The 22,799-nt window shown below is 55.3% G+C and carries 16 protein-coding genes; 6 read left to right on the top strand and 10 right to left on the bottom strand.

Translation table 11 applies throughout. The features are described from left to right. The first annotated feature begins 62 nt into the window (after window positions 1-62). Window positions 63-1,286, top strand: coding sequence for an MFS transporter (locus PUV47_RS10835; protein WP_274218577.1), 1,224 nt, complete (start codon window positions 63-65; stop codon window positions 1,284-1,286). Window positions 1,287-1,352: 66 nt separating this feature from the next. Here PUV47_RS10835 and PUV47_RS10830 read toward each other — a convergent pair whose 3' ends face one another. Continuing rightward, the gene (locus PUV47_RS10830; protein ID WP_274218576.1) at window positions 1,353-1,673 is read right to left on the bottom strand and encodes a 2Fe-2S iron-sulfur cluster-binding protein; all 321 of its coding nucleotides are present in this window, start codon (window positions 1,671-1,673) and stop codon (window positions 1,353-1,355) included. A gap of 133 nt (window positions 1,674-1,806) precedes the next feature. Then, window positions 1,807-2,130: an Hpt domain-containing protein gene (locus tag PUV47_RS10825; protein ID WP_274218574.1), complete on the bottom strand. Its 324-nt coding sequence runs from the start codon at window positions 2,128-2,130 to the stop codon at window positions 1,807-1,809. Window positions 2,131-3,004: 874 nt separating this feature from the next. Here PUV47_RS10825 and PUV47_RS10820 point away from each other — a divergent pair. Next, on the top strand, window positions 3,005-9,706 hold the full coding sequence (locus tag PUV47_RS10820; RefSeq protein WP_274218573.1) for a hypothetical protein: 6,702 nt from the start codon (window positions 3,005-3,007) through the stop codon (window positions 9,704-9,706). A gap of 203 nt (window positions 9,707-9,909) precedes the next feature. Here the strand turns inward: PUV47_RS10820 and PUV47_RS10815 are convergent, their stop codons facing one another. From PUV47_RS10815 to PUV47_RS10800, 4 genes are all read right to left on the bottom strand, one after another. Then, window positions 9,910-10,503: an ABC-type transport auxiliary lipoprotein family protein gene (locus PUV47_RS10815; protein WP_274218572.1), complete on the bottom strand. Its 594-nt coding sequence runs from the start codon at window positions 10,501-10,503 to the stop codon at window positions 9,910-9,912. Between the two features lie 81 nt (window positions 10,504-10,584). Further along, window positions 10,585-12,234 (bottom strand): MlaD family protein, encoded by a 1,650-nt coding sequence (locus PUV47_RS10810; protein ID WP_274218571.1) that lies wholly within the window; start codon window positions 12,232-12,234, stop codon window positions 10,585-10,587. Between the two features lie 9 nt (window positions 12,235-12,243). Next, window positions 12,244-13,056: an ABC transporter ATP-binding protein gene (locus PUV47_RS10805; RefSeq protein ID WP_274218570.1), complete on the bottom strand. Its 813-nt coding sequence runs from the start codon at window positions 13,054-13,056 to the stop codon at window positions 12,244-12,246. Window positions 13,057-13,075: 19 nt separating this feature from the next. Further along, on the bottom strand, window positions 13,076-14,224 hold the full coding sequence (locus tag PUV47_RS10800) for an ABC transporter permease (RefSeq protein ID WP_274218569.1): 1,149 nt from the start codon (window positions 14,222-14,224) through the stop codon (window positions 13,076-13,078). Window positions 14,225-14,335: 111 nt separating this feature from the next. On the opposite strand from PUV47_RS10800, the gene dgcN reads away from it, so the two are divergent. Both dgcN and dgcA read left to right on the top strand, forming a co-directional pair. Beyond that, window positions 14,336-15,349: an N-acetyltransferase DgcN gene (dgcN, locus tag PUV47_RS10795; protein ID WP_274218568.1), complete on the top strand. Its 1,014-nt coding sequence runs from the start codon at window positions 14,336-14,338 to the stop codon at window positions 15,347-15,349. Next, window positions 15,346-16,329, top strand: coding sequence for an N-acetyl-D-Glu racemase DgcA (gene dgcA / locus PUV47_RS10790; RefSeq protein WP_274218567.1), 984 nt, complete (start codon window positions 15,346-15,348; stop codon window positions 16,327-16,329). The genes dgcN and dgcA overlap by 4 nt, the downstream gene beginning before the upstream one ends. Before the next feature lie 26 nt (window positions 16,330-16,355). On the opposite strand, the gene PUV47_RS10785 is transcribed toward dgcA, so the two are convergent. Next, window positions 16,356-17,555: an MFS transporter gene (locus PUV47_RS10785; RefSeq protein WP_274218566.1), complete on the bottom strand. Its 1,200-nt coding sequence runs from the start codon at window positions 17,553-17,555 to the stop codon at window positions 16,356-16,358. A 197-nt stretch (window positions 17,556-17,752) separates the two neighbouring features. On the opposite strand from PUV47_RS10785, the gene PUV47_RS10780 reads away from it, so the two are divergent. Next, window positions 17,753-18,817, top strand: coding sequence for a protein phosphatase CheZ (locus PUV47_RS10780; RefSeq protein ID WP_274218565.1), 1,065 nt, complete (start codon window positions 17,753-17,755; stop codon window positions 18,815-18,817). Window positions 18,818-18,836: 19 nt separating this feature from the next. Here the strand turns inward: PUV47_RS10780 and PUV47_RS10775 are convergent, their stop codons facing one another. The 3 genes from PUV47_RS10775 to PUV47_RS10765 are packed head-to-tail and all read right to left on the bottom strand — an operon-like array spanning window position 18,837 to window position 21,736. Then, on the bottom strand, window positions 18,837-19,826 hold the full coding sequence (locus PUV47_RS10775) for a threonine ammonia-lyase (protein ID WP_274218564.1): 990 nt from the start codon (window positions 19,824-19,826) through the stop codon (window positions 18,837-18,839). A gap of 39 nt (window positions 19,827-19,865) precedes the next feature. Continuing rightward, complete coding sequence (locus PUV47_RS10770; RefSeq protein WP_274218563.1) at window positions 19,866-20,933, bottom strand: glycosyltransferase family 4 protein; 1,068 nt, start codon at window positions 20,931-20,933, stop codon at window positions 19,866-19,868. Next, window positions 20,930-21,736 carry a UDP-2,3-diacylglucosamine diphosphatase gene (locus PUV47_RS10765; protein WP_274218562.1) on the bottom strand — a complete coding sequence of 269 codons (807 nt, stop codon included), beginning with the start codon at window positions 21,734-21,736 and terminating at the stop codon, window positions 20,930-20,932. The genes PUV47_RS10770 and PUV47_RS10765 overlap by 4 nt, the downstream gene beginning before the upstream one ends. Window positions 21,737-21,999: 263 nt before the next feature. Between PUV47_RS10765 and PUV47_RS10760 the strand changes: the two genes are divergently transcribed. After that, a complete protein-coding gene (locus tag PUV47_RS10760) occupies window positions 22,000-22,779 on the top strand; it encodes an SDR family oxidoreductase (protein WP_274218561.1) in 780 nt (259 codons plus the stop codon). The last annotated feature ends 20 nt before the right edge of the window (window positions 22,780-22,799 follow it).

Genomic DNA, 22,799 nt, shown 5'->3' with positions numbered 1-22,799 from the left:
GCGCTAACGCACCGCTTCAGCAAGTAGGTTATAGCTAGTATCCCAGTTCTGAGAGAGATTTGATGTTTAAAGACCTGCATGACCCGAAGTTTGGCTGGCGTTCGCCGGTGATCCTATTGATGATCATGGCCGCCGCCATGCAATTAGCCTTCGCCTCCTGGTGGAACCTGATGAACAACTTTGCGGTAAATGTCATTGGCTTTACCGGCAAGGAAATTGGAATCCAGCAGTCCATTCGCGAGATACCAGGCTTTCTGTCTTTCACCGCCGTGTTTGCACTGTTTTTGTTTCGCGAACAAACCTTCGCCATTCTCGCGCTGATAACCCTTGGCGTCGGTGTGGCAATTACAGGTTTCTTCCCAAGCGTTCTCGGCTTCTACATCACGACGCTGATCATGTCCTTTGGCTTTCACTACTATGAGACCATGCAGCAATCGCTATCTCTGCAGTGGCTTCCCAAGGACAAGGCACCAGCGCTCATGGGCCAAATCATAGGGGTCGCCGCTGCCGCACAGCTTGCCGCCTACGGCTTGATCCTTCTGACGTGGAACTCATTCAACCTGTCATTCACCTTTGTGTTCGGCCTCGCAGGCATCACAACCATCGTCATTGCTGCCGGTGCCTACATGATCTTCCCGCGCATTGAAATTGGCGTGATGCAGCACAAGAAACTCATTCTGCGCAAACGCTATTGGCTTTACTACGCCCTCACGTTCATGGGCGGCGCTCGGCGACAGATTTTTACGGTGTTCGCTGGCTTCCTGATGGTGGAGCGCTTTGGCTACGATGTACATGAAGTCGCCAGCCTGTTTCTCGTAAATGGCCTCATCAATGTGTTTCTTGCCCCCAAGATCGGCGCACTGATCGGCCGCTTCGGCGAACGAAATGCCCTCACCTTTGAGTATGTCGGCCTGATCGGCGTCTTCATCACCTATGCCTTCGTTACAAATGCATATGTGGCCGGGGCGCTCTACATCCTCGATCACGCGTTCTTTGCAGTTGCTATCGCCATGCGCACCTACTTTCAGAAGATCGCAGATCCTGCTGATATTGCGCCAACTGCAGGCGTGGCGTTTACCATCAACCACATCGCTGCGGTCTTCATTCCCGTGGTCTTTGGTGCGATCTGGCTTTACTCACCTGCGGCCGTGTTCCTGGCAGGTGCTGGAATGGCATTCGTCAGCCTCGTTCTGGCAAGGCTGGTGCCGAACAATCCTGAGCCCGGCAATGAGTTGATCTGGGGCGCTGCCGATAAATCAATTGCAAACGCCTCCGCCGCCGAATAGCCACCAACGAAAAAGGCCGGTCATGGAACCGGCCTTTCGAATTAGAAGCTTCACCGAGTGTGGGAACTAGCCCTGATTTTCCGGGATATGAACCACAAGCCCATCCAGCTCATCGGAGACCCGGATCTGACAGGACAGGCGTGAGGTATCTCGAACATCCTGCGCAAAGTCCAGCATGTCTTCTTCCATCGGCTCTGGAGAACCGGTCTTGTCATTCCACTCCGGATCCACGTAGACATGGCAGGTCGCACAAGCACAGGCACCGCCGCACTCCGCATCAATCCCAGGAACCATGTTCTTGATCGCTACTTCCATAACAGTGGCGCCAGAAGCGGCTTCCACCTCTTGTTTTTCGCCCGATGCGCTAACAAAGGTAATTTTTGGCATATGATTTTAAACTTTCGAGGCCAGACTCAATTCGCGTCATTTTCTTTCAGATACAGGCTCGCCCTCATTTCTTCAAGAACAAGTCCGGCCTTAAAAGGGATTATTGAGCGCAGAAACAGCCGATAAGGTCCGCTTAACTCGCAGCCTTGCCTTCAATTATCTCACAGACAACACGGATCTCGGCGAACAAATCGTCCAGCCTGATCATTTCACCTGCCAGGCACCGCATTTCTTCTTCCTCAACGAAATCTGCCAGATCATTGGCACCAATGCCGCGAGAAGACCCCTTCAGCGTATGCAGGATGGTAACTGCCTCGTCAGACGCGTTAACTACTCTCAATTGTTCAATGAAGTCCCGTGCCTGATCGCAGAACATCGTGAGCACCTGCTTTTGCAAGCTGGCGTCCCCAAATGTCACCCGATCCAGGTGGCTCCAATCCATTTTTTGAACCGTCAATGTCATGCCTCTTAAAATAATGGGCGGCGCCCCCAACAAGGTGAACGCGTCCGCTGAAGTGATTCTTTTTTATGATCAAATTGTGGCCATGGAAGCCAGAGGGAAGCTTACCGCTAACGTCAACACACAGGAATATTGCTCCCCCTGAATCCAGTACCCCAAAAAAAATTTATGGTTAACAAAAGATTTCTGTGAAGTTCTAAGTTTTATCTGTTTATGATTTTGGGAAAGCCAACTGGATTGCGAATGCGTATTTTTACGTAGTAAAAGGTTAACAGCGTTTTTGTTTTTACAACCTGACACTGTAACCTTGTTCATCGAAATGAGGATATGACCGTTAGCTACCACCCGAGCCTTCGGGCTGTAAAAACAAGAGTCTGCCAATGCTCTAGCGAGCTCTGGATGCGACGCCCGAGCGCTACCTTAACGGGAGATTGGATGACCTCCTGATGACACTTCGCATAGCGCATCAGCTTCGCGCTTTAACTATTTGACTCAACGGAGCCTTAGCCGTTCGCTGCCCTAAAAATTAAGAGAAGGTTTCCAAAGGGGAAAGCGCTAAGCTAGGCGAGCAGAAACCGGCAAGCCAACTTATGCCATCGGATCCACAACGGCCCCTAAGATCTGTTGTACGCAGGGTTTGTTTGTGCCATTAGGTTTAAGACTGCGCAAGGTGGGGGAACTGTATCTTCCGTTCCGTTAAAGTTAACGGACTTAGGGCCGGAAGAAGTTCTTTAGAAATAGTTTGAACAGACTCTGGGAGACCGGGGTAGTAGTGCGGGCTTTATCCTTGCGCACATGGCTGCTGCGTGAAGAGGCGAAACATTCACGCAGAAGGTCACAAAGTAAAGAGTACGGACGCGAGGCAACGAACATGGCGAACACACCGAAGGCGAAAGCTCCGTCGGAAGTGGCACTGTCAGCGGTTGAAGAAGCGCTCTCAATGGACTTTGGAAGTCCTGAGGACACTGATGCAATCTTTGAAGATGAAGCGAAGGGCGCGGCGGAACAGCCCGAAACAGCTTTGTCTGGCGGCAGTGCAGCTGCAGCAGCAACAGCTCCTGAAAAGAAGCTGACTGATGCAGACAATAAAGAAGGCTCAGAAAAGCCGTCCCGACGCAGAGGCCGCGGCGGTGGCCGACCTCCCGCAGCAAGCAATGATGACAGGCAGTCAATCGGCAGCCTGATGTTTGCGCTTCAGCGCAAGCCTTCTGCTGCACCATTCTGGTTCGCTTTTGCCGTCTCTGTTGTGTGGGCAAGCCTTGGCCTCGCCATGAGCTGGTCAGCCTTCGAGCAAGAGATTGCTGAACTGGGCTCATTTGCAGCCTTTGCCGAAAGCCCTGCCCTTATCTTGTCCGTGATTGCAATCATCGTTCCGATTGCGTTCTTCTGGATCATGGCACTCATGTTCTGGCGCGCGCAGGAAATGCGCAACGTGGCGCATGGCATGACAGAGGTCGCCCTGCGACTGGCTGAGCCGGAAGATGTGGCCAAGGAAAGCATCCTCAACGTGGGTCAAGCCATCCGCCGCGAAGTTGCGGCCATGGGAGATGGCATCGAGCGCGCAATTGCTCGTGCGAGCGAGCTCGAAGTCATGATCCATACGGAAGTGTCTACGCTCGAGCAGTCTTATAATGACAACGAGCTCAAGATCCGCCGTCTGGTTGATGAGCTGGTCAGCCAGCGGCAAGCGATTCAGGCTAACGCTGAGCTTGTTCGCGAGACCATTTCCGGCACTCACGAAAATCTGTCGACGCAGCTGCAGTCCACATCAGAGGATTTCGCCGCCTCTGTTGATCGCGCAAGGGAACGCCTCACCGGTGCGCTTGATGCAACGCTCGAACAAATGGCTTCGAAGATTGAAACCCGCGTCAATGAAGTCACTGATAACTTTACCAATGCTGGCAGCGATCTCGTCCAGTCGCTGACAACCCGCAGCGATGACTATGTTGACCGCCTGACAACCACCGGCACTGATCTGGTGGATACACTCAGCAAGACCGGTACCGATCTGGCCGAGACGCTGGAACTGCGCGGCACCGAAATCAACGAGACCTTCTCCGGTACAGCAAACAGCTTTGTTGAGAACCTCACCGTTCGCGGTGATGAGCTTAACGCACGTCTTGCTGACACCTCTGAAACCCTTCTCGGTGCCCTCAGCGCACGCTCTGAAGAGATCAACCAGTCTCTGTCCGGCATTGGCACGGAAATTCTGGAAGGCCTCAGCGCACGTGGCTCCGAAATTGGCGACGTTCTGGCCGAAAAGGGCGATGCTCTGAACAGCACACTGGCAACTGCCGGTGCAGACCTGTCTCAGACCATTACCGATCAGACCGCTATCATGAACGCGTCTATCGCAGAACAGGGCAACCAGCTGACACAGTCCTTGGCAAATACCGTCAACGACGTGACTGAGCGCTTCACTGGCGCCGGCTACCAGCTCAACGAAACCCTGTTTACCACCGCTTCTCAGGTTACCGAGAACTTCAATGCAGCCAACGAAGAGCTCAACGCAACGCTCAACAATGGCCTCAAGGAGTTCCAGGAGAGTGTGGCAAGCACCAGTGGCGAGCTGGCTCAGACCTTGGTCACCACGACCTCCAGTGTCACCGAGCAGATCAGCTCGGCCAATATCCAGCTCAACACCACTCTGGAGAACGGCACCCACAACCTCACGGAAAGCCTGTCTTCTGCCAGCAGCCTGTTGACCGACAGCATCTACTCCACCGTGGAGCAGGTGACCGATCGCTTTGGCTCGGCCAGCGAACAGCTGAACAGTACACTGGAAAACACCACTCAGTCTCTCAACGACAACCTGACCACCGCGACCGGCCAGTTGACAGAAACTCTATTCGGCACGGTTTCTCAGGTTACGGAGCAGTTTGGTTCCGCAAACGAGCAGCTCAATGCAACGCTCGAAGCAACAACCCAGTCTCTCAACGACAACATGTCTGCCGTTGGTGGTCAGCTCACCGATACGCTCTACAGCGCTGTATCTCAGGTGACAGACCAGTTCACTTCTGCAAATACGCAGCTTAACGAAACGCTTGAGTACACTATCTCTGGTGTAACTGAGCAGTTCGTTGACGCCAGCCAGAAGATGAGCGCGGAAATGCTGGCCCGTGGCGAGGAGATCAACGCGAACCTGTCTCTGACGAGCGGTCGCCTGATCGACACTATCACCACCCGTACAGACGATCTGATGGGCACCATCGGCGAGCGCGTCACCACTCTGGACGAAGCGCTGCGCAATACCGGTGAACAGGCCGCAGAGGGCATCGCAACCCGAGGGCAGGAAATCAATAGTGCCATTGCCGTTCAGTGCTCTGACTTTATTGAAACCCTCTCCGCACGCTCTTCGGAAGTCTCCGAAATTCTTCGTGGCACCGGTGAATCCATCGTGGTTGATCTGTCCCTTCGCGGCGGCGAAATTGCTGCTCGTCTGGACGAAACAGCAAACACTCTGGGTGAAACCATCACCGTGGGCGGCACTGAGCTTGCAGAACGCCTGAGCACCATCAGTGGCCAGATCCATGAAAGCATCACGATAAATGGTGCTGAACTGGATGAACGCCTTTCGACGCGCGGGCGTGAGGTTGTCGAAATCATCGACACCCACACCAACAGCTTCCGCGTGGCAATGGAAGAAGCGGGTACACAGATTACAGGTGCCCTTGGTCAGCGCACCGAAGAACTGGCGCTCAAGCTGGCAGATACCGGCACCGAACTTGCGCGCCTCATTGGCTCTCGCGGGGAACGCGTCACCACCGAGCTCTCCGAGATCGGCGACCGCATTACCCAAACTCTGGATGTACGAGGTCGCGCACTCAATGACGGCCTGTCCTCTCGCTTGGTCGAGCTGGAGCAGGTAGTCACGGAACAGGGTTCTGACCTCGTTCAAGCACTTGACCTGCGCAGCCAGAACATCAGCCACGCCTTCGACACGCGTATCCAGCATCTGGATACCACACTGGCGGATCGGACAACGTCCTTCGAGCAGGCCTTCGACAGCCGCGCAGATGCGCTCTCCGAAGCCATCGAAAGCCGTACGACCAATCTGGCGTCTGCCGTTGAAAGTGGCACCGAACTCCTCTCCAACACTCTGGAAGAGAAGAGCCAGTCCATCTCCAAGATCCTTGAGGACCGTACGGACATCATCGCCGTCAACCTCACTGAGCGTGTTGAGCAGGTGGGCGAGTCCCTCACTCAGCGTGCTGAGAAGATCGGCGAGATCCTGGCAGAACGGTCCAGCGTGATCGAAAACACCATTACCGACAGCCTGGCCTCCTTCGACGTGAAGGTGGGCGACAAGGTGGACGCCGCTGCGACCGTCATCTCTGAACGCGCAGATCACCTGGCAACCACCATGTCCACCGGCACAGAGCGCATTGACCATGCTCTAGACGCCCGCGCTCGTCAGATCTCCGACACACTCGTTGCCCGTACCCGTGAAATCGCTTCTGCCTTCGCAGACGGTCAGAGTGAAATGACAGCGGCTCTGGATGGGCGTCTTGAAGAAGCTGGCAACGTTCTCAGCCGCCAGTCCAAGGAACTCACCGATACGCTGTCCGAACGTGTGGCAGAGATCAACGTTTCACTTGGCTCAAAGGTCTTTGAAGTCGCGGAAACACTGGACTCCCGTGCAAACGCGCTGGAAACCATCCTCAACGAGCGCCTGGAATCCATCTCTTCCGCTCTGACTGGCGAAAGCGAGAAGGCGGCAAGCGCCCTCACCTCCGCCATGACCGAAGCGACAAGCACTCTGGGCGAGGAAAGCAGTCGCGTTCGCGAAATCATCCTCGACGTGGTTGGTCAAGCGGCCTCCCGTCTCGCAGACGAGCGCATGCGTACCGAAGAGAGCGTCACCGAAAGTGTGGCCAAGCTCAGCGGCACGCTCTCGGGTGAAGCCGAGCGTCTCAACGAGATCGTCGTGGATACGGTTGCCGCTGCACGCAACAGCTTGCAGAGCGAAGGTGAACTGGCCGCCAAGGCTGTTACCGAAGCAATGGCAACAGTCAGCGGCAGCTTGACCGGCGAAAGCGACAAGGTTCGTGAAGCGGTACTTACGACCGTTACACAGGCCGCACGCGCTCTGGCCGTGGAAAGCGAGAACGCACGTGCGCTTTATGCAGCATCTCTTGCAGAGATGTCCGGCAAGCTCACCGGCGAAAGCGACAAGGTCCGTGAGGAACTTGAAGAAACAATCGGCAGCCTGTCCAGCAAGCTCGCGATTGAAAGCGCCAACGCCAAGTCTCGCCTCAACTCAGCCATCGAAGATGTGCGCTCTCTCCTTTCCGGTGAGACCGAAGAGGTTCGGGCACGCGTCACCGCAGTCATCGAAGAGGCAGCTGGCATGCTGTCATCCCGTGGCAATGCCGTGGCTGACGAGCTGCTTTCCAAGGCAGGCATACTCAACGAAGCCTTTGGCGAGAAATCTGCTGAGTTCGCTCAGCTCATTGACAAAGATGGCGGCCACCTCATCTCCGCTATTGAAACCAAGGCAGCAGACCTCACAGGCCGCGTGGAAGAAGTTCAGCGCGCAATTCTTGAGGCTGTTACAGTCAAGGGCCGTGAAGTCAGCGATCACTTTGCACGCAACGGTCTGGAAGCGACCCGCTCGCTGGTGGAAGCAGGCGACAAGATCGTCACTGCAATCGATGAACGCAGTTCTGCGGCGACCTCGCGTCTTGAAGGTGCAAACGAGCGTCTGCAGAGCGACATGACCGCCCTGCTCGACACCGTTACCACCAAGGGCATGGAGACCACTGAAGCGTTTGCCCGCACTGGCCTTGATGCAACTCGCGTTCTCTCTGATGCAGGTGAGAAAATCATCACCAGCATCGACGAGCGCAGCAACGTTGCAGCAGCCCGTCTGGAAAACACCAACCAGCGTATGCAAGGCGACATCAACGCCCTTCTGGACACAGTCTCCAGCAAGAGCCTCGAAGCAGCTGAAACCTTCACCCGTCAGGGTGAGGTTGCAAGCCGTAGCCTGATGGAAGCGGTCGACAGCATTGGCAACACCGTTGAAGAGCGCAGCAACCGTGCAATGACCATCATTCAGGGCACGAAGGATCGTTTGGAAACCGACATCACAGACATCCTGAACCGCCTGAATACATCCAACGGCATGCTGCGTGACGTTCTGGCAACTGCGGGCGACAATCTCGCAGAAGTCGAGAACAATCTGGCCCGCCGAGCTGGTGAGTTCCGCAGCGCAATTGACCGCGCTGTATCTGAGACAGAAGCAGCCAACAGCACGATTGAAAGCCAGGTAGCTCTTCTCAAAGAAACCACCGCAACAGTTCTGGGTGATGCCGCAAACGTGGCCAACCGCATGGAACATCAGAGCCGTGCACTGGCAGCGACTGTCCAGAATCTTGAAGAAACCAACACCCATACGGACCAGCGCATCAACGAGCGTCGTTTCGCCATCGAGACACTTTCCGACACCATCGTGAAGAAGACCGATGCCATCGAAGCTCTCATGAACAGCTATACAGCAACTCTTGGCGACACGCTTGAGGTTGCTGACGACAAGGCCCGCGAAGTCGCTGCAATGCTTAAAGCAGCTGCTGAAGCGGCAACCAAGTCGGTCACAGAGCAGTTCGAAAGCATGCGCATGACCGCAGGCATGGAAGGTCAGAAGGCACGCGATGCCGTTCGCATGGCTCAGGATGAGATCATGAGCGAAATGCAGCGTACGGTGACTGAAGCTTCCGAGCGCTTCTCCGAGGCAACAACGCGGATGCGCGAAACCGCACGTGATGTTCATCGCGAACTGGAAGCAACCCGCAATGAGCTGAACGCAGGTGTACTGGCGCTGCCAGACGAAGCTGAGGCTTCAACCGCCGCGCTGCGTAAGGTGGTCAACGAGCAAGTGAAGGCTCTTGGTGAACTCTCACAGATTGTTTCTAAGCACTCCTCACAGTTCGATGTCTCCGCGCCAGTCATGGCGGCAGCCGGCCAAAGCGCGGCCCCAGTCGCTCACCAGGCCGAGCCTGCACGCCCAGCCCTCGCTGATGTCGCAAGCCCGGCACCACGGCCGCAGGCGCCCAAGCGCCCTGCACCGGCCACCCCTCCTCCAGCGCCGAGCCGTGGCCCGGCAGCCAATCTTGGCAACGCTGGCAAGGGATGGGTAAGTGACCTGCTGCGCCGTGCCTCAAGCGACGATGCCCTGCCTGCAAACGCCCCGCACTCGGGCGCAGGCAATCAGGGCCGCACGCCTCAGCACATGGTTGAATCCTTGAACTCTCTGAGCATGGATATCGCCCGTGCAGTGGACCACGAGACGTTTGTGGACCTTTGGGAGCGTTACAAGCGCGGCGAACGGGATGTGTTCACCCGTCGCCTCTACACGCTGCAAGGACAGCAGACTTTTGATGAAATCCGTCAGAAGTACGGGCGCGATCCTGAGTTCCGCTCCGCAGTTGAACGCTACATTCAGGACTTCGAGCAGCTGCTGACACAGGTGTCTCGTAATGATCCAGACAACACCATGGGGCAGACCTATCTGACTTCCGACACCGGAAAGGTCTACACAATGTTGGCCCATGCGAGTGGCCGCTTCGAATAAGCCGCCCGCACTAACACCCATCAAAAAGGCCTCTGGAGCTTCTCCAGAGGCCTTTTTTCATTCGAGGCCCTATGTGGCCCAGTCAGCGAGCTTCAGCACGCCTGCAGTACCTCACAGCGCATATGGGGAATAAACACATAGGCAAACAAAAAGGGCGCGCCACCAGCAGCACGCCCCAAACAATGTTGTAGATCTGCGAAACCCTAGACCGTCTTGAGAACCCAGGCGGCAATCTCCCGCAACACCTGATCCGAGGCCTGATTGAGCGCATCAATAGATTGGTCGGTATTGTCGGAAACCGTAGGCACCTCGGCTGCAAACACTCGCGCCTGTACAGACCGGCCATCTCTGTCGTTGACCAGACGCGCTGCAATTTCGACATAGGCTCTCGCGGATTGACCCACGTTGACCTCGAATGCGCGCACGGTGGTCTGCAGCTGATAGTCGATCAGTAGCCCCTGCCCCGGCTGCGACACACCTCTAAACTTGCCAGTGTTTTCAAGTGTCTCAATCAACTTTGCTTGAAAGACGTTTGGCAGTGAATCGGCCCATGCAACTCGCGGATAGTAGGAGTAGATCCGGCCAGCCTCTGCAACGGCAATTGAGTTGGTGTCCAAAGCTTGCAGTGCAACGGGGGTTGGAACCAGAATCTGCACGTTCGAACTACGAGCAGAATTGCCGAACTCACGAGGGGCTGTCAGGTCGTAAAGGGCGCTTGGGCCAGTCGAGCCACACGCAGCCGTCGCACCCACGATGAGAGCAACCGCCATCCCTTTGACTAGTTTCGAAGTATTCACGCCAAATCAGTCCCTATTAAAGAGTCGCCTTAAGCCCACACACCCGTGATTATGCGAGGAAACTCACGAATTCAAAGTGTATTAACGACGTCTTGCCCCATTGTAGACAGGTGTCTCAGAGCCACCAAAGATTACCCGGTTAGGATTCTTGTCAAAGTTGTCGACTGCGCGCTGAATTTGCAGCAACGTGGCGTTCAGCTGGCGCACGGTCGCACTTAAGTCGGTAGAGCCTTGCTGTGTCAACTTGAGAAGGTTTTGGGAGATCGGCTCCGCACGCTGTGCAAATGCATCAGCTACAATCCGGATCGATGTAGCCGCAGCAGTCGCTTCCTGAATGAAGCCCTGACCATCCGCGGACACCATACTATCAACCTTGTCCAAAATCCCGTTCACACGAACCGAGGCCGCATTCAGATTGCTGGCGATTTCGGTTCCTTCGCTGATCATCTTGTCAACGTCAGGGACCCGTTTTTGCAAATCTACCGTGATCTGATTGACGTTGCCCGCTGCGGTATTGATCGAGCCGATAGCTTCATTGATCTGAGCTTCCTGGCCTGCAAAATTGCCAATCACCTTGTCCGTGGATGCAACTATGTTTGAAACTCGATCACTGTCGACAGCTGCAAGCACACGTCCAGCTTCAGCCGCAGCTCTGTTAACCTCGGCCAACGCCCCTGAAGCGTTGTCAACCATCTTGCCAATGTCGTCTTTACGGGCTGCAATTTCCGCAGAAACCGTTTCTGCATCCTGCAGAACGTGATTGGCCGAAACCACCATCTGGTCGATATCTTGGCTGCGATCACTCAACACGCGAGCAAAATCCGAAGCGCCGGTCAATACGCTCTGGACCTTGTCAGGCTCCACCGCCTGCAAGATCTTGTCGACCTGATCAAGGCTGCCATTCAAGCCCTCAGCAAATTGCTGAAGCTCTGCTGCTGTGGTCTTGGCAGCATCCACAACGCCGCTAACGTCCTGAGCAGAATTGGCCAGCTCAGTTGTAATCTGCTCAACATCGCCGACGATCTCGCCAATTTTCTCCGGCGGCACCTGTGCCAGCAGCTGTTCGCCGCGATCAACCAGATTGCCAATACGGCCAGACAGATCTGTGAGTGCCTTGGCCGTGTCAGTCATACCGGCCATGAACTGGTCTACACCTTCTGAGTTGTTGGCCAGAGCTGTGGTAAATTTCTCAACGTTTTGAATGGTCTTTTCGATATCTGGAGAGCTGGTGGTCACCACCTGCTGAATGGAACCAAGCGTGGTGTCGGCCTTCTCCAGTATGTCCTTGGCCCCTTCAAGAAGGTCCTCGAACTGACTACGGTTTGCATAGATCACCGGCACGGCGTTGCTGTCTGGATCAATCAACGGCGGTGCCGACTGAGATCCACCATGAAGATCCACATAAGCCACACCCGTCAGACCTGTAAAACCCAGAGAGGCTTGGGTGTCCTTGCGCAGTGGCGCCTTCGCATCCACGCGCACAGTTGCCACCACAAGCTTTGGATCATTTGGATCAAAGGTCAGATTTGCCACATCACCAATTTTGATGCCGTTGAACAACACCTGCCCACCAGTAGGCAAGCCAGTGACCGCACCAGGAAAAACAATCTTCACATCACGACGGTTGCCGCTCTCGCTGGCGCTCATGAGCCAGAAAATGAAAATGAAGACGGCAGCAATCACTGCCAGTACGAATGCACCAATCGCAATATTGTTGGCCCGGGTTTCCATTGGTCCTCCTTACGCCCTTCTGAGGGCGCGGGCACCCCGAAAGTATTCTTTCACCCACGGGTGGTCATAATGCATCATGTCGTCAATAGTGCCGGTCACAAGCACCTTTCTCTCCGCCAAAACGGCAATTCGATCGCACACCGTGTGCAAGCTGTCCAGATCATGGGTCACCATGTAGACCGTCAATCCAAGCGTTTCCTTTAGCTTGTAGATCAACTGGTCAAACTCGGCAGCTCCAATCGGGTCCAGACCGGATGTTGGCTCATCCAGAAACACGAGATCTGGATCGAGCGCAAGGGAACGCGCCAAAGCCGCACGCTTGATCATGCCCCCGGACAATTCGGAGGGGTACTTTTCAGCAGCGTCTCTCGGCAGTCCCACCATCTCGATCTTCAAGAGAGCCAGTTCATCCTGAAGTCTTTGTGACAGTTTCAAATGTTCACGCATTGGAAACTGAACATTCTGTCGAACAGTCAGGGATGAAAACAGCGCGCCTTGCTGGAAAAGAACACCCCAGCGCCGCTCGATCGCCGTGCGTTCTTCAGCAGATGCTTCACCCAAATCCTTACCGAAAACGGAGATACTGCCATCCTTCATGGGTGTTAGCCCAAGAATGGTGCGCATCAAAACGGATTTACCCTGCCCAGATCCACCAACGAAACCAAGTACTTCACCGCGATAAACGTCAAGATCAAGGTTTTCCAGCACCATCTTCGTGCCAAACCCGACCACCACGCCGCGCGCACTCAAGATCACGTCGCGCCCAAGCGCAGGGCTTGACGAGCGTGAGAATGGGATGGGTTGAGCACCGCTCTGGTTCATGAGGATTGATTACCTTTCCTCAAATTCCGATGGAAGCAAAGAACATAGCAAATACGCCATCAACAACAATCACAAGGAAGATCGCTTTCACCACTGACATTGTGGTGTGCAGACCTAACGATTCGGCTGAGCCGCTCACTTTCATGCCTTCTACGCATGCGATCAAGCCAATGATCAAGGCCATGAACGGCGCCTTTACCACGCCTACCATAAGCGTCTCGACATCAATGGCGATCTGCAGCTGCGTCAAGAACGCCGCAGGTGGAATGCCGAGGTACCACCAACATACCAGACCTGCGCCAAACAAGGCAGCGATATTGGCCAGGAACACAAGCACCGGCAAGGACAGCATCAGCGCCAGCAGGCGGGGCAGAATAAGCACTTCTGTAACCCGCAGACCGATCACATTAAGCGCATCGATCTCTTCGCGCATTTTCATTGACCCCAACTCGGCTGTAAATGCCGAACCAGAGCGACCCGCAACCATGATCGCGGTGAGAATAACGCCAATTTCACGCAGAACCAGAATGCCCGCCAAGTCCACCACAAAGATGTCGGCACCAAACTGCTTCAGATAGAACCCACCCTGCTGCGCGATAATAGCACCTATCAGGAAGCTCATCAGCATTACGATCGGCACAGCACCGATGCAGGACTTGTCAAACTGCACGGCGATGGAAATGGCACGCATCCGGCGTGGGCTTGTAACCGCCCAGGCAATCACCATGGCCAGAGAGCCGAGAATGTGGCAGATCGCGAGCGCATCACGATACACCTCAACAGTAAGCTCGCCAGTACGCTCAAACAGCGCGACAAGAGATGGCCGAGGCCTCTTTGTCGGCGGCACCCGCGGGTTGTGCTTCTCGATCTCGGCAAACAGCTCATAGTACCGAGAATCCACGTTTTGCAACTCAACAAAACGACCGGCAAACTCAAGGTCGGCGCGCATTCTATGCAGCAACCAGGCCCCGGCTGTATCGAGTTGCTTTACGTTACCCATGTCGATGATCACATGGCGCAGACTGCACTTGGCAGGCAGCCCCTGCATCAAGGTCTCTGCGATGTTTGCGGTCAAAATGGTCCAGCGGCCAGAGACCTTGACGGCCTGTCCATCACCCGCGCTCACCACCTCAAGAAGTGGCGCATCTGTCTGAACCTGCAGATCCATGGGCCGAATCCAGTCCCCTTGCTCCAATAGTCGTTCCCACCCTATACAGTGTTGGGAACAACCACGTCTAGCAATCAGACGGACCTTTCAGAGACAATAAGAGACACTAAGATGGAAATAGCACACCCATACCTCCTATTCTTTGGAGATGTTCAGGATAACTTAGCGGCCAAAACGGGCCTTGGCATCGTGGATTGGCGCAAAGACTGGTGCCTTGGCCAAGTTCGACTTGAAGGTTGCAAAGCCGACAGCGGCCTTCCTGATATTACCCCTGAATATGCTGTGAAAAGCGGGGCAAAAACCTTTGTTATTGGCTGCGTGAATGCCGGTGGGGTCCTACCTGAGCACTGGGTGGAGAGCATCATACACGCCTTGGAAGCAGGGCTTGATGTTGCAAGTGGCCTCCACATGCGGCTGGAAGACGTGCCTGCCATCAAAGAAGCGGCCCAGCGCACCGGGCGCAAGCTTTTCAATGTACGTCTCAACGACCAGACATTCCCAACGGGCCAGGGCACCAAGCGAACAGGCAAGCGCCTTCTGGCCATGGGGACAGATTGCTCGGTGGGCAAGAAGTACACAGCCCTCGCTCTGGAGCAAGGCATGCGGGCGCACGGCTATGACACCAGCTTCAGCGCAACGGGTCAGACCGGCGTTTTCATTTCCGGCCGAGGCGTTGCTCTTGATGCCGTTGTTGCCGACTTTATTGCAGGTGCTGCTGAGTATCTCTCACCGGATGCACCAGAGAACCACTGGCACGTCATCGAGGGACAAGGCTCCCTGTTTCACCCCTCCTTCGCAGGGGTAACACTTGGCCTTCTTCATGGCTCACAGCCGGATGCATTCGTCGTGTGCCACGAACCAACCCGCACCAAGATGCGTGGTGTGGAGTGCCCACTGCCAACCATCCAACAAGTGATCGATGCAACGATGACCCTCGGCAAACTCACAAACCCGGGTATTCGCTGCATCGGCATCGCGGTCAATACTGCCGCGCTAGACGAGAAAGAAGCGAAGGAGTACGTTTCCAAATTGAGCCGCGAATATAACCTGCCGGCAACCGATCCTATCCGATTTGGCGTTGAGCCAATCGTCCTCCGACTTTCTGAAGAATTTGGTGCTCCATGAAACCTGTCGTGAACGTCGAAAGAGATACGTTCAAAATTGAAGGCGGCTTTGCCATCGCAAGAGGCAGCCGCACCCACGCACATGTAATAACAGTCAACATCTGGGACGGTATTCATCAGGGCTTTGGCGAGTGCGTGCCCTATGCTCGCTATGGCGAAAGCCTTGACGGTGTAGCAGAGGACATCAAGGCACTGGCGCCTGCAATCGCGGAAGGCCTGACACGGGCCGAGCTGCAAGACAGGATGAAGCCGGGCGCCGCTCGCAATGCCCTCGACTGCGCCCTTTGGGACCTGGAGGCAAAACGTGCCCACAAGCCAGTACATGAGCTGCTTGGCTTTTCTGCACCGCAACCACTCACCACAGCTTTTACCATTTCAGTCGGCACACCAGAGAAAATGCGTGAGGATGCGGCGAAGGCAGCAGACCGCCCACTCCTCAAGGTCAAGCTGGCTGGCGAAGGTGATGTGGAACGCATTCAGGCCGTTCGGTCGGCAGCCCCAAACAGCAAGCTGATCGTAGACGCCAATGAAGGATGGACTGCCGACAACGTGGAAGCGAACCTGAGGGCCTGTGAGAACGCGGGCGTTGCCCTTATTGAACAACCGATGGCCGCAGGCAATGATGAGGCTTTGCGCGAGATAACGACGTCCGTCTTGGTTTGCGCCGACGAGAGCTTTCACACAGCCGACAACCTTGAAGCACTGCGGGACCGCTACAATGCGGTCAACATCAAGCTCGACAAGACCGGCGGCCTGACGGAAGGTCTTCAAGTGATCGAAAAGGCCAAAGAGCTGGACTTCACGATCATGGTGGGGTGCATGCTCGGCTCAAGTCTGGCGATGGCGCCAGCATTCTATTTGGCGCAAGCTGCAGACTTCGTCGATCTGGACGGCCCGCTGCTGCTTGCACAAGACCGCGCCTATCCTATCCCATTTGAGGGCAGCCTCATGCATGCCCCCAACCGTAGCCTCTGGGGCTAACCCAAGAAGTGCGCTGGCTGGCACTGTCAGCCAGCAGGCACTTCACCGCTGAACCTTCGAAGGCGTGCCCAAAACAAGCCAAGCACAATACTCCCGCCAGCGGCGACAACCGCCATGGCATAGAATGCATAGGTCGGGTTGACCTCATAAATCCACCCGGCGGTAATACCGGCAACTCCGGTAAACAAACCGATGTAGGTTTGAGACAGGCCCTGTGCCGTCCCCAATCGCTTTCCAGAAACCACTTCCGCTAAAAACGCCATCATTCCCAGATGGGTCATGCCGAAGTTGACGCCATGCATCAGCTGCACGACCAAAGCGCTGCCAAACGTATCTGCATGGGGGAAGACGATCCATCGGAGTATTCCGCCTATGGCCCCAATCAGCATGAAACCGAGAGGCCCGATGCGCCCAAGCAGACGCCCCCCCAACAAGAACACGGAAATTTCCGCCAGAACACCAGCGGACCACAGCAAACCTACATTGGTATCGCTGATGCCATGGCTGAGCCAGAAGATCGACCCGAAACTGAACAATCCCGCCATGCTGCCAAGGGTCAGCCCCCCGGCGAACAAGACAATATGAAGCTCAAGTCGCTGGAGTTCGCCTTTCGCGTGGCCTTCGTCCGCCGCCCCCTGAGCCGCTTTCCTGTGTTCAGATGGCATACCGGGCAGCTGCAAGGACAAAACAGCCATGACAACCAAACCAACTACCATGAAGTAGACCAATTGGACGGACTCAAACAGGCCCAGATACCAGCCGCCGAACATGGTTGCCGCGATGAAGGCCGCACTGCCCCAAGATCGCATCACACCATAGTCCAGCCCCCTGCTCTTGACGGCCTCATATGCATAGGCATCGGAAAGCGGTTGCAGCGGCGCAAGGAAAATGGACATGACAACAACCACAGCCACCATCAAGGCATAGGTGTTCACATTGGCTATGACGCCGAATGCGACCGCGCAGACAATTGCAAAAATAGAGATGGATAACCGGCGTCGCCCCGCACGATCTGAGATGCCGGTCATGACCGGCGTTGCAACGATCCGCACTATGTTTGGGATTGCAACAATCAATGCAATTTGAACCGGCGTGAATGCCAAGTCTTTCAGATAGACGGGGAAATAAGGCAGGAACAGCCCGAACGCAAAGAAGTAAGCTGCAAACAAGCTGCTGATGCCAATAATAAGCCCCAGCTTGGTGCGCTGTTGATTATTCACAGTCATTAATTGCTCCAAACAGAAGAGCGCTAAAGGCTTTGATCGTACCGAGCGGAAAGTCATCCCCAAGGGGATACTTGGAGAAGGGATCTAACACGGGTTCCTTAATAAGATTTTAGGATTTGTAAACCAATTGTTAGCCATAGGTACATTCACCGGTTACTTATACAGGGCAATCTAGGTTGCTGGGGAGAAAAAATCTCATGTCGCTGTCGAAGCCAACCCAGATCTCGGAGAAAGTGTTTGACGCATTGGAAAATGCGTTGAGTGCAAACGGCATAGGTCGAAGCTTCCTGGCGGAATACCTCCGGCGGAACCAAGCAGCAGAAACCCAGAGATTGTTGAAGGCGGTTCAGCATTTGGAAGAGTACATGCGTTCTCGCCAGTTCCCTTCCGAATTTGACAGCGTACGCTTGAACCTCTTCGAAATGAATGAGGCAATTGCTCGCACAAAGAAAGAGATTGCGCGCCTCAAAACCGACAATACCACTGGTGATCACTTTACGGCGGCATCCAATGAACTCGATGCCATCGTCTCCTCTACGGAAAATGCCACACAAGCCATTCTGGAAGCTGCGGAGGCCATTCAGGAAGCAGCCTGGTCGCTGCGCGAAAACCCGCAGGATGTGGCTCAGTGTGATGCCATCGACGAGAAGGCGACGGAAATCTTCATGTCCTGTTCCTTCCAGGACCTGACTGGCCAACGAACGCAAAAAGTCGTTCAAGTGCTCCACTATCTGGAAGAGCGGTTGGATCGCATGATCAGTATTTGGGGCGTTGAGGGCTATGAACTTGAAGAGGATGACGACACTGATCAAGGTGTCAAGTCAATGGACAAGCGCCCGGATGCACACCTCCTGAACGGGCCGCAGATGGAAGGCGAAGGCGTAAACCAGTCTGACGTCGATGCGCTTTTCGACACATTTAGCAGCGTCGCACCTGAAGAAGATGAGGAAGCGCAGGAGCCAGCCGAGACGGCTGAAGTTGAGCCTGAAACTCTTGAAGATGCTCCCGCAGAGGAACAGATCTTCGCAGGCGTAGAGGCTGCCGCTGAAGAGCAGCAGGAAACGGAAGGCAACAACGCCTCCGAGGGCGCGAACATCATTCCCCTCGCCCAGAGCGAGCCACAACTGGATGAAGACCTGGACCTGTTCGAGGCCGACAGCGAAGCCGAAAAAGGCGCTGAAGAGCCTGCACCTTTGCGCAAGAGCAACTCAGACCCGCTGGAGCGCCTTTCAACTGGAGAAAGGCTTGCGCTGTTCTCCTGACAGGAGGCAGCCCGCCCGCTTATAGCGATAGGGCTCGGGCCATCATGCCCGGGTCAATGTTCCCACCAGACAGCGTAACGCCAACGCATCGATCTTTCACTGGCACTTTACCGAACAACACCGCAGCCAGTGCCACCGCGCCGCCTGGCTCCACGACCAGCTTCAGCTCGGTAAACGCAAAGGCAACTGCCTTGAGCGCCTCCTCATCTGTGACGATGGCTGGCACTACACGCCTCTTCCGCAAGATTTCAAAACCGACGTCACCGGGCGCCTGTGTAAGAACCGCATCACAAACAGAGCCGCCAGCTTGTTCATTGTTGACAATCGCACTGGCCGCAAGCGAACGCGCATAATCATCAAAACCTTCCGGCTCGCAGGTGTGAAGCACGCACTCTGGCTCCAGTTCTGCCAAGGCGAGCGCAATGCCACTGGTCAGGCCACCGCCACCGGTACAAACGGCCATTCCTTCAAGCTCAAGACCTGCTGCACGCGCCTGCGCTGAAAGCTCCAGCCCTACGGTTCCTTGCCCGGCGATCACACCAGGATCATTGAATGGATGAACGAAGGTACCGCCGGTTTCAGAGGCAATACCGTGTGCTATGGCGTCGCGATCCTCACGGAGACGATCATAAAGCACCACCTCAGCCCCCAGCGCGGCCGTACGGCGCCGTTTGAGCTCCGGCGCATCGGATGGCATCACAATGGTCGCCCGCATGCCCAGAAGCTTCGCAGCCGCGGCCACACCTTGTGCGTGGTTTCCGGAAGAACAAGCCACAACACCAGCACCCCGCTGTTCAGCCGGTATCATGCTCAACCGGTTGAACGCACCTCGGAACTTGAAAGAGCCGGTCCTTTGAAGGCATTCGGGCTTGATGAGAATTTGACCGCCAGTCACCTCGTCCAGAACATTGGAGCGCAACAATGGCGTATGCACCGCATGGTTAGAAATGCGGGTTCTAGCTTCCAAGATATCTTGAAATCTGAGTGGAGTTGAACTGGCGATAGACATGAAGGCCCCCTGCGATAAGCAGAGGGACCTTATCATAGCTTAGTGAGCCGTAAAGACCTGTTGTTGCGGCTTGGCGGCCGCTTGCAAAAAGCCCTGCGAGGTTTCATGTGCTAGTTCAGCATTGCGCAAAAACTGTTCCGCGCTCGCCCGCCACGTATACTTCAGAGCGTACTCCCGACACGCGTCACTTGAAATCTCGAGCGCTGCGAGACAGGCAGTTCTCAAATCCTTGTCGAGAACCCCCACACCGGAGTCGCCAATCACATCGACAGGCCCCATGACTGGGTAAGCCGCAACTGGCGTACCACAGGCCAAAGCCTCCAACAGCACATTCCCGAACGTGTCCGTCAGGCTTGGGAAAACGAACACATCTGCGGCACTGTAGAGCGCAACCAGATCATCCCCTTCCTTGGGACCTGTAAAGACCACATCTGGATATGCCGAACGCAGCTCTTCAAGCTGAGGGCCGCCGCCGACAACAACTTTGGAGCCCGGCAGATCAAGCTTCAAAAAGGCTTCGATGTTCTTCTCGACGGCCACACGGCCAACGTTCATGAAAATCGGGCCTTCGACGCCCTGAAGGACATCGCTTTGAAGCGGACGGAAAACCGTGTGATCCACTCCGCGAGACCAACGCACGAGGTTGGTGAACCCGCGTGTCTTTAGATCGCTTTCGAGTGTCTGCGTGGCCACCATGCAGCCCCGGCCACTGTTATGAAACCGGCGCAGCCAAGCGTACGTCCAATCGACCGGTACCGGCACACGAGCATTCAAATATTCGGGAAAACGTGTGTGATAGCTGGTGGTGAAAACCTTGCCGGTTCGCTTCGCCACCGACCTCGCCATCAAGCCCAGTGGACCTTCGGTCGCGATATGCAGGTGATCGCAGTCCGCCTCTTCAATATGGCGACGCACTTCCGAAGGCAGTGTAAGGCTAAGCCGGATTTCAGGGTAGGACGGCATGGGCACCGAGCGGAAGTTCTCCGGCGTCAGGAACTCCACGCGCAGACCCATTTCGACCAGCTGCTCTGCTAGGCGCTCCAGAGAGCGCACGACACCGTTAATTTGCGGGCGCCATGCGTCTGTCACGATGAGGATTGAGCTCATGCGGCAACCTGCTCTCCGGCTACTGGCTGAGCTGCGTCCTCGGTATTGCGTTGCTGATCGGCCCATCGAATAACCTCAAATGATCCGTCATGGTTCTCGGCAACTGCCGTGCAACTTTCCACCCAATCGCCGGTATTGATGTAGTGGACACCAAACTTGATGTGGTCAGCGGCGTGATGAATATGCCCGCAGATCACCCCATCGACACCTTGACGCTCAGCTTCCGCAACCAGAGCTTCTTCAAAGGAACCAATGAAGTTCACGGCGTTCTTCACCTTGAGCTTTGCCCAAGCCGACAACGACCAGTAGGTCAAGCCTAGCTTGCGACGAGCCAGGTTGAGCATCGTGTTCATGTTCAGCGCCGTGACGTACGCCCAGTCACCGAAGAACGCGAGCCACTTCGCATGGCGTACAACCACGTCGAACTGATCCCCATGGATTACAAGATATTTCTTGCCATCCGCGGTTTCGTGAATGATCTGGTCGATCACTTCCACGCCGCCAAAATGCGTTCCCAGAAAATCACGCAGGAACTCATCGTGATTGCCTGGAACATAAACGATGCGGGCACCCTTGCGGCCCTTGCGCAGAATCTTCTGCACCACATCGTTGTGATACTGCGGCCAATACCATGAACGACGCAAGCGCCACCCGTCCACAATATCGCCCACGAGATAGATTGTATCCGCGTCATGATACTTGAGAAAGTCAAGAAGCAGGTCCGCCTGGCACCCTCGGGTCCCAAGATGAACGTCAGATATGAATAAAGATCTGAACTTCTTGTTCTGAGGTTCTGTGCTCACCACTCTGCCTCCAGGAACGAAATCTCCGGGACTTTAAGACGATTCATAAGAACCAATTATGACAGGTTAAGACTGCTCATTTTGCCAGCTACAAACAACCGCCAGATTTCGGGGCCGGACGCCACATTTCCGAAACGTCAATCTGTGAATAGCCTGCCATGCCAGCTAAATTTTTGACAGTGTTATCTGTCACAAATTAAGCTTTCCTAATGAAAGTTTAACGCCTACCGTCACAATCGGGTTCCATGAAGGAGAGACAACCGATGGATTTAGGGATCAAAGGGCGCAAGGCAATCGTGTGCGCTTCAAGCAAAGGTTTGGGACTGGGCACAGCCAAGGCCTTGGCTGAGGCAGGGTGTGATCTGGTGATCAACGGCCGCGACGAAGACCGCCTGAATGTCGTCTCAGTAGAACTGCAAAAGACCTATGGAATCGCCGTTACAGCGGTCGCTGCTGACATCTCGACCGCAGAAGGTCAAAAAGAGGTGCTCGCCGCCTGCCCGGAACCGGACATCCTCATCAACAACAACGGTGGCCCTCCGCGCATGGATTTCCGAGAGCTGGACCGGGACAAGATGGTCAATGGCGTCATTCAGAACATGATCACGCCAGTCGAGTTGATCCAAGAGGTCGTGGACGGCATGTCGGCGCGGCGCTTTGGACGCATCATCAACATCACCTCCATGTCGGTCAAGCGCCCTATCGACGGTCTGGATTTGTCCTCCGGCGCACGAGCAGGTCTCATTGCCTTTCTGGCGGGCGTCTGTCGCCAAGTTGCCCATAATAACGTCACCATTAACAGTGTCTTGCCGGGCAAGTTCGACACCGACCGCTTGAAGGGAGGCTTCACGCGACAGGCAGAAAAAACGGGCCAGTCGCTCGACGAGATCAAGGCAGTTCAGGCACTTGAAGTTCCAGCAGGCCGGTTTGGAACCCCCGAAGAGTTTGGGCAGACCTGCGCGTTCCTTTGCTCTGTCCATGCCGGATACATAACGGGCCAAAACATCCTGCTGGATGGGGGCCTCTACCAAAGCGCCTTCTAAGGCCGAGGTGCAAGCGTGGA

The sequence above is a fragment of the Pseudovibrio exalbescens genome, from assembly GCF_028737195.1.
In the GTDB taxonomy this organism is placed as follows: Bacteria; Pseudomonadota; Alphaproteobacteria; order Rhizobiales; family Stappiaceae; genus Pseudovibrio; species Pseudovibrio zosterae.
This window is presented reverse-complemented; position numbering and strand designations above follow the sequence as displayed.

What these genes read in the sequence shown, in the direction of transcription:
- PUV47_RS10835 (WP_274218577.1), top strand. Translation starts at nt 63, where the DNA reads ATGTTTAAAGACCTGCATGACCCGAAGTTTGGCTGGCGTTCGCCGGTG.
- PUV47_RS10830 (WP_274218576.1), bottom strand. Translation starts at nt 1,673, where the DNA reads ATGCCAAAAATTACCTTTGTTAGCGCATCGGGCGAAAAACAAGAGGTG.
- PUV47_RS10820 (WP_274218573.1), top strand. Translation starts at nt 3,005, where the DNA reads ATGGCGAACACACCGAAGGCGAAAGCTCCGTCGGAAGTGGCACTGTCA.
- PUV47_RS10810 (WP_274218571.1), bottom strand. Translation starts at nt 12,234, where the DNA reads ATGGAAACCCGGGCCAACAATATTGCGATTGGTGCATTCGTACTGGCA.
- PUV47_RS10805 (WP_274218570.1), bottom strand. Translation starts at nt 13,056, where the DNA reads ATGAACCAGAGCGGTGCTCAACCCATCCCATTCTCACGCTCGTCAAGC.
- PUV47_RS10800 (WP_274218569.1), bottom strand. Translation starts at nt 14,224, where the DNA reads ATGGATCTGCAGGTTCAGACAGATGCGCCACTTCTTGAGGTGGTGAGC.
- dgcN (WP_274218568.1), top strand. Translation starts at nt 14,336, where the DNA reads ATGGAAATAGCACACCCATACCTCCTATTCTTTGGAGATGTTCAGGAT.
- dgcA (WP_274218567.1), top strand. Translation starts at nt 15,346, where the DNA reads ATGAAACCTGTCGTGAACGTCGAAAGAGATACGTTCAAAATTGAAGGC.
- PUV47_RS10785 (WP_274218566.1), bottom strand. Translation starts at nt 17,555, where the DNA reads ATGACTGTGAATAATCAACAGCGCACCAAGCTGGGGCTTATTATTGGC.
- PUV47_RS10780 (WP_274218565.1), top strand. Translation starts at nt 17,753, where the DNA reads ATGTCGCTGTCGAAGCCAACCCAGATCTCGGAGAAAGTGTTTGACGCA.
- PUV47_RS10775 (WP_274218564.1), bottom strand. Translation starts at nt 19,826, where the DNA reads ATGTCTATCGCCAGTTCAACTCCACTCAGATTTCAAGATATCTTGGAA.
- PUV47_RS10770 (WP_274218563.1), bottom strand. Translation starts at nt 20,933, where the DNA reads ATGAGCTCAATCCTCATCGTGACAGACGCATGGCGCCCGCAAATTAAC.
- PUV47_RS10760 (WP_274218561.1), top strand. Translation starts at nt 22,000, where the DNA reads ATGGATTTAGGGATCAAAGGGCGCAAGGCAATCGTGTGCGCTTCAAGC.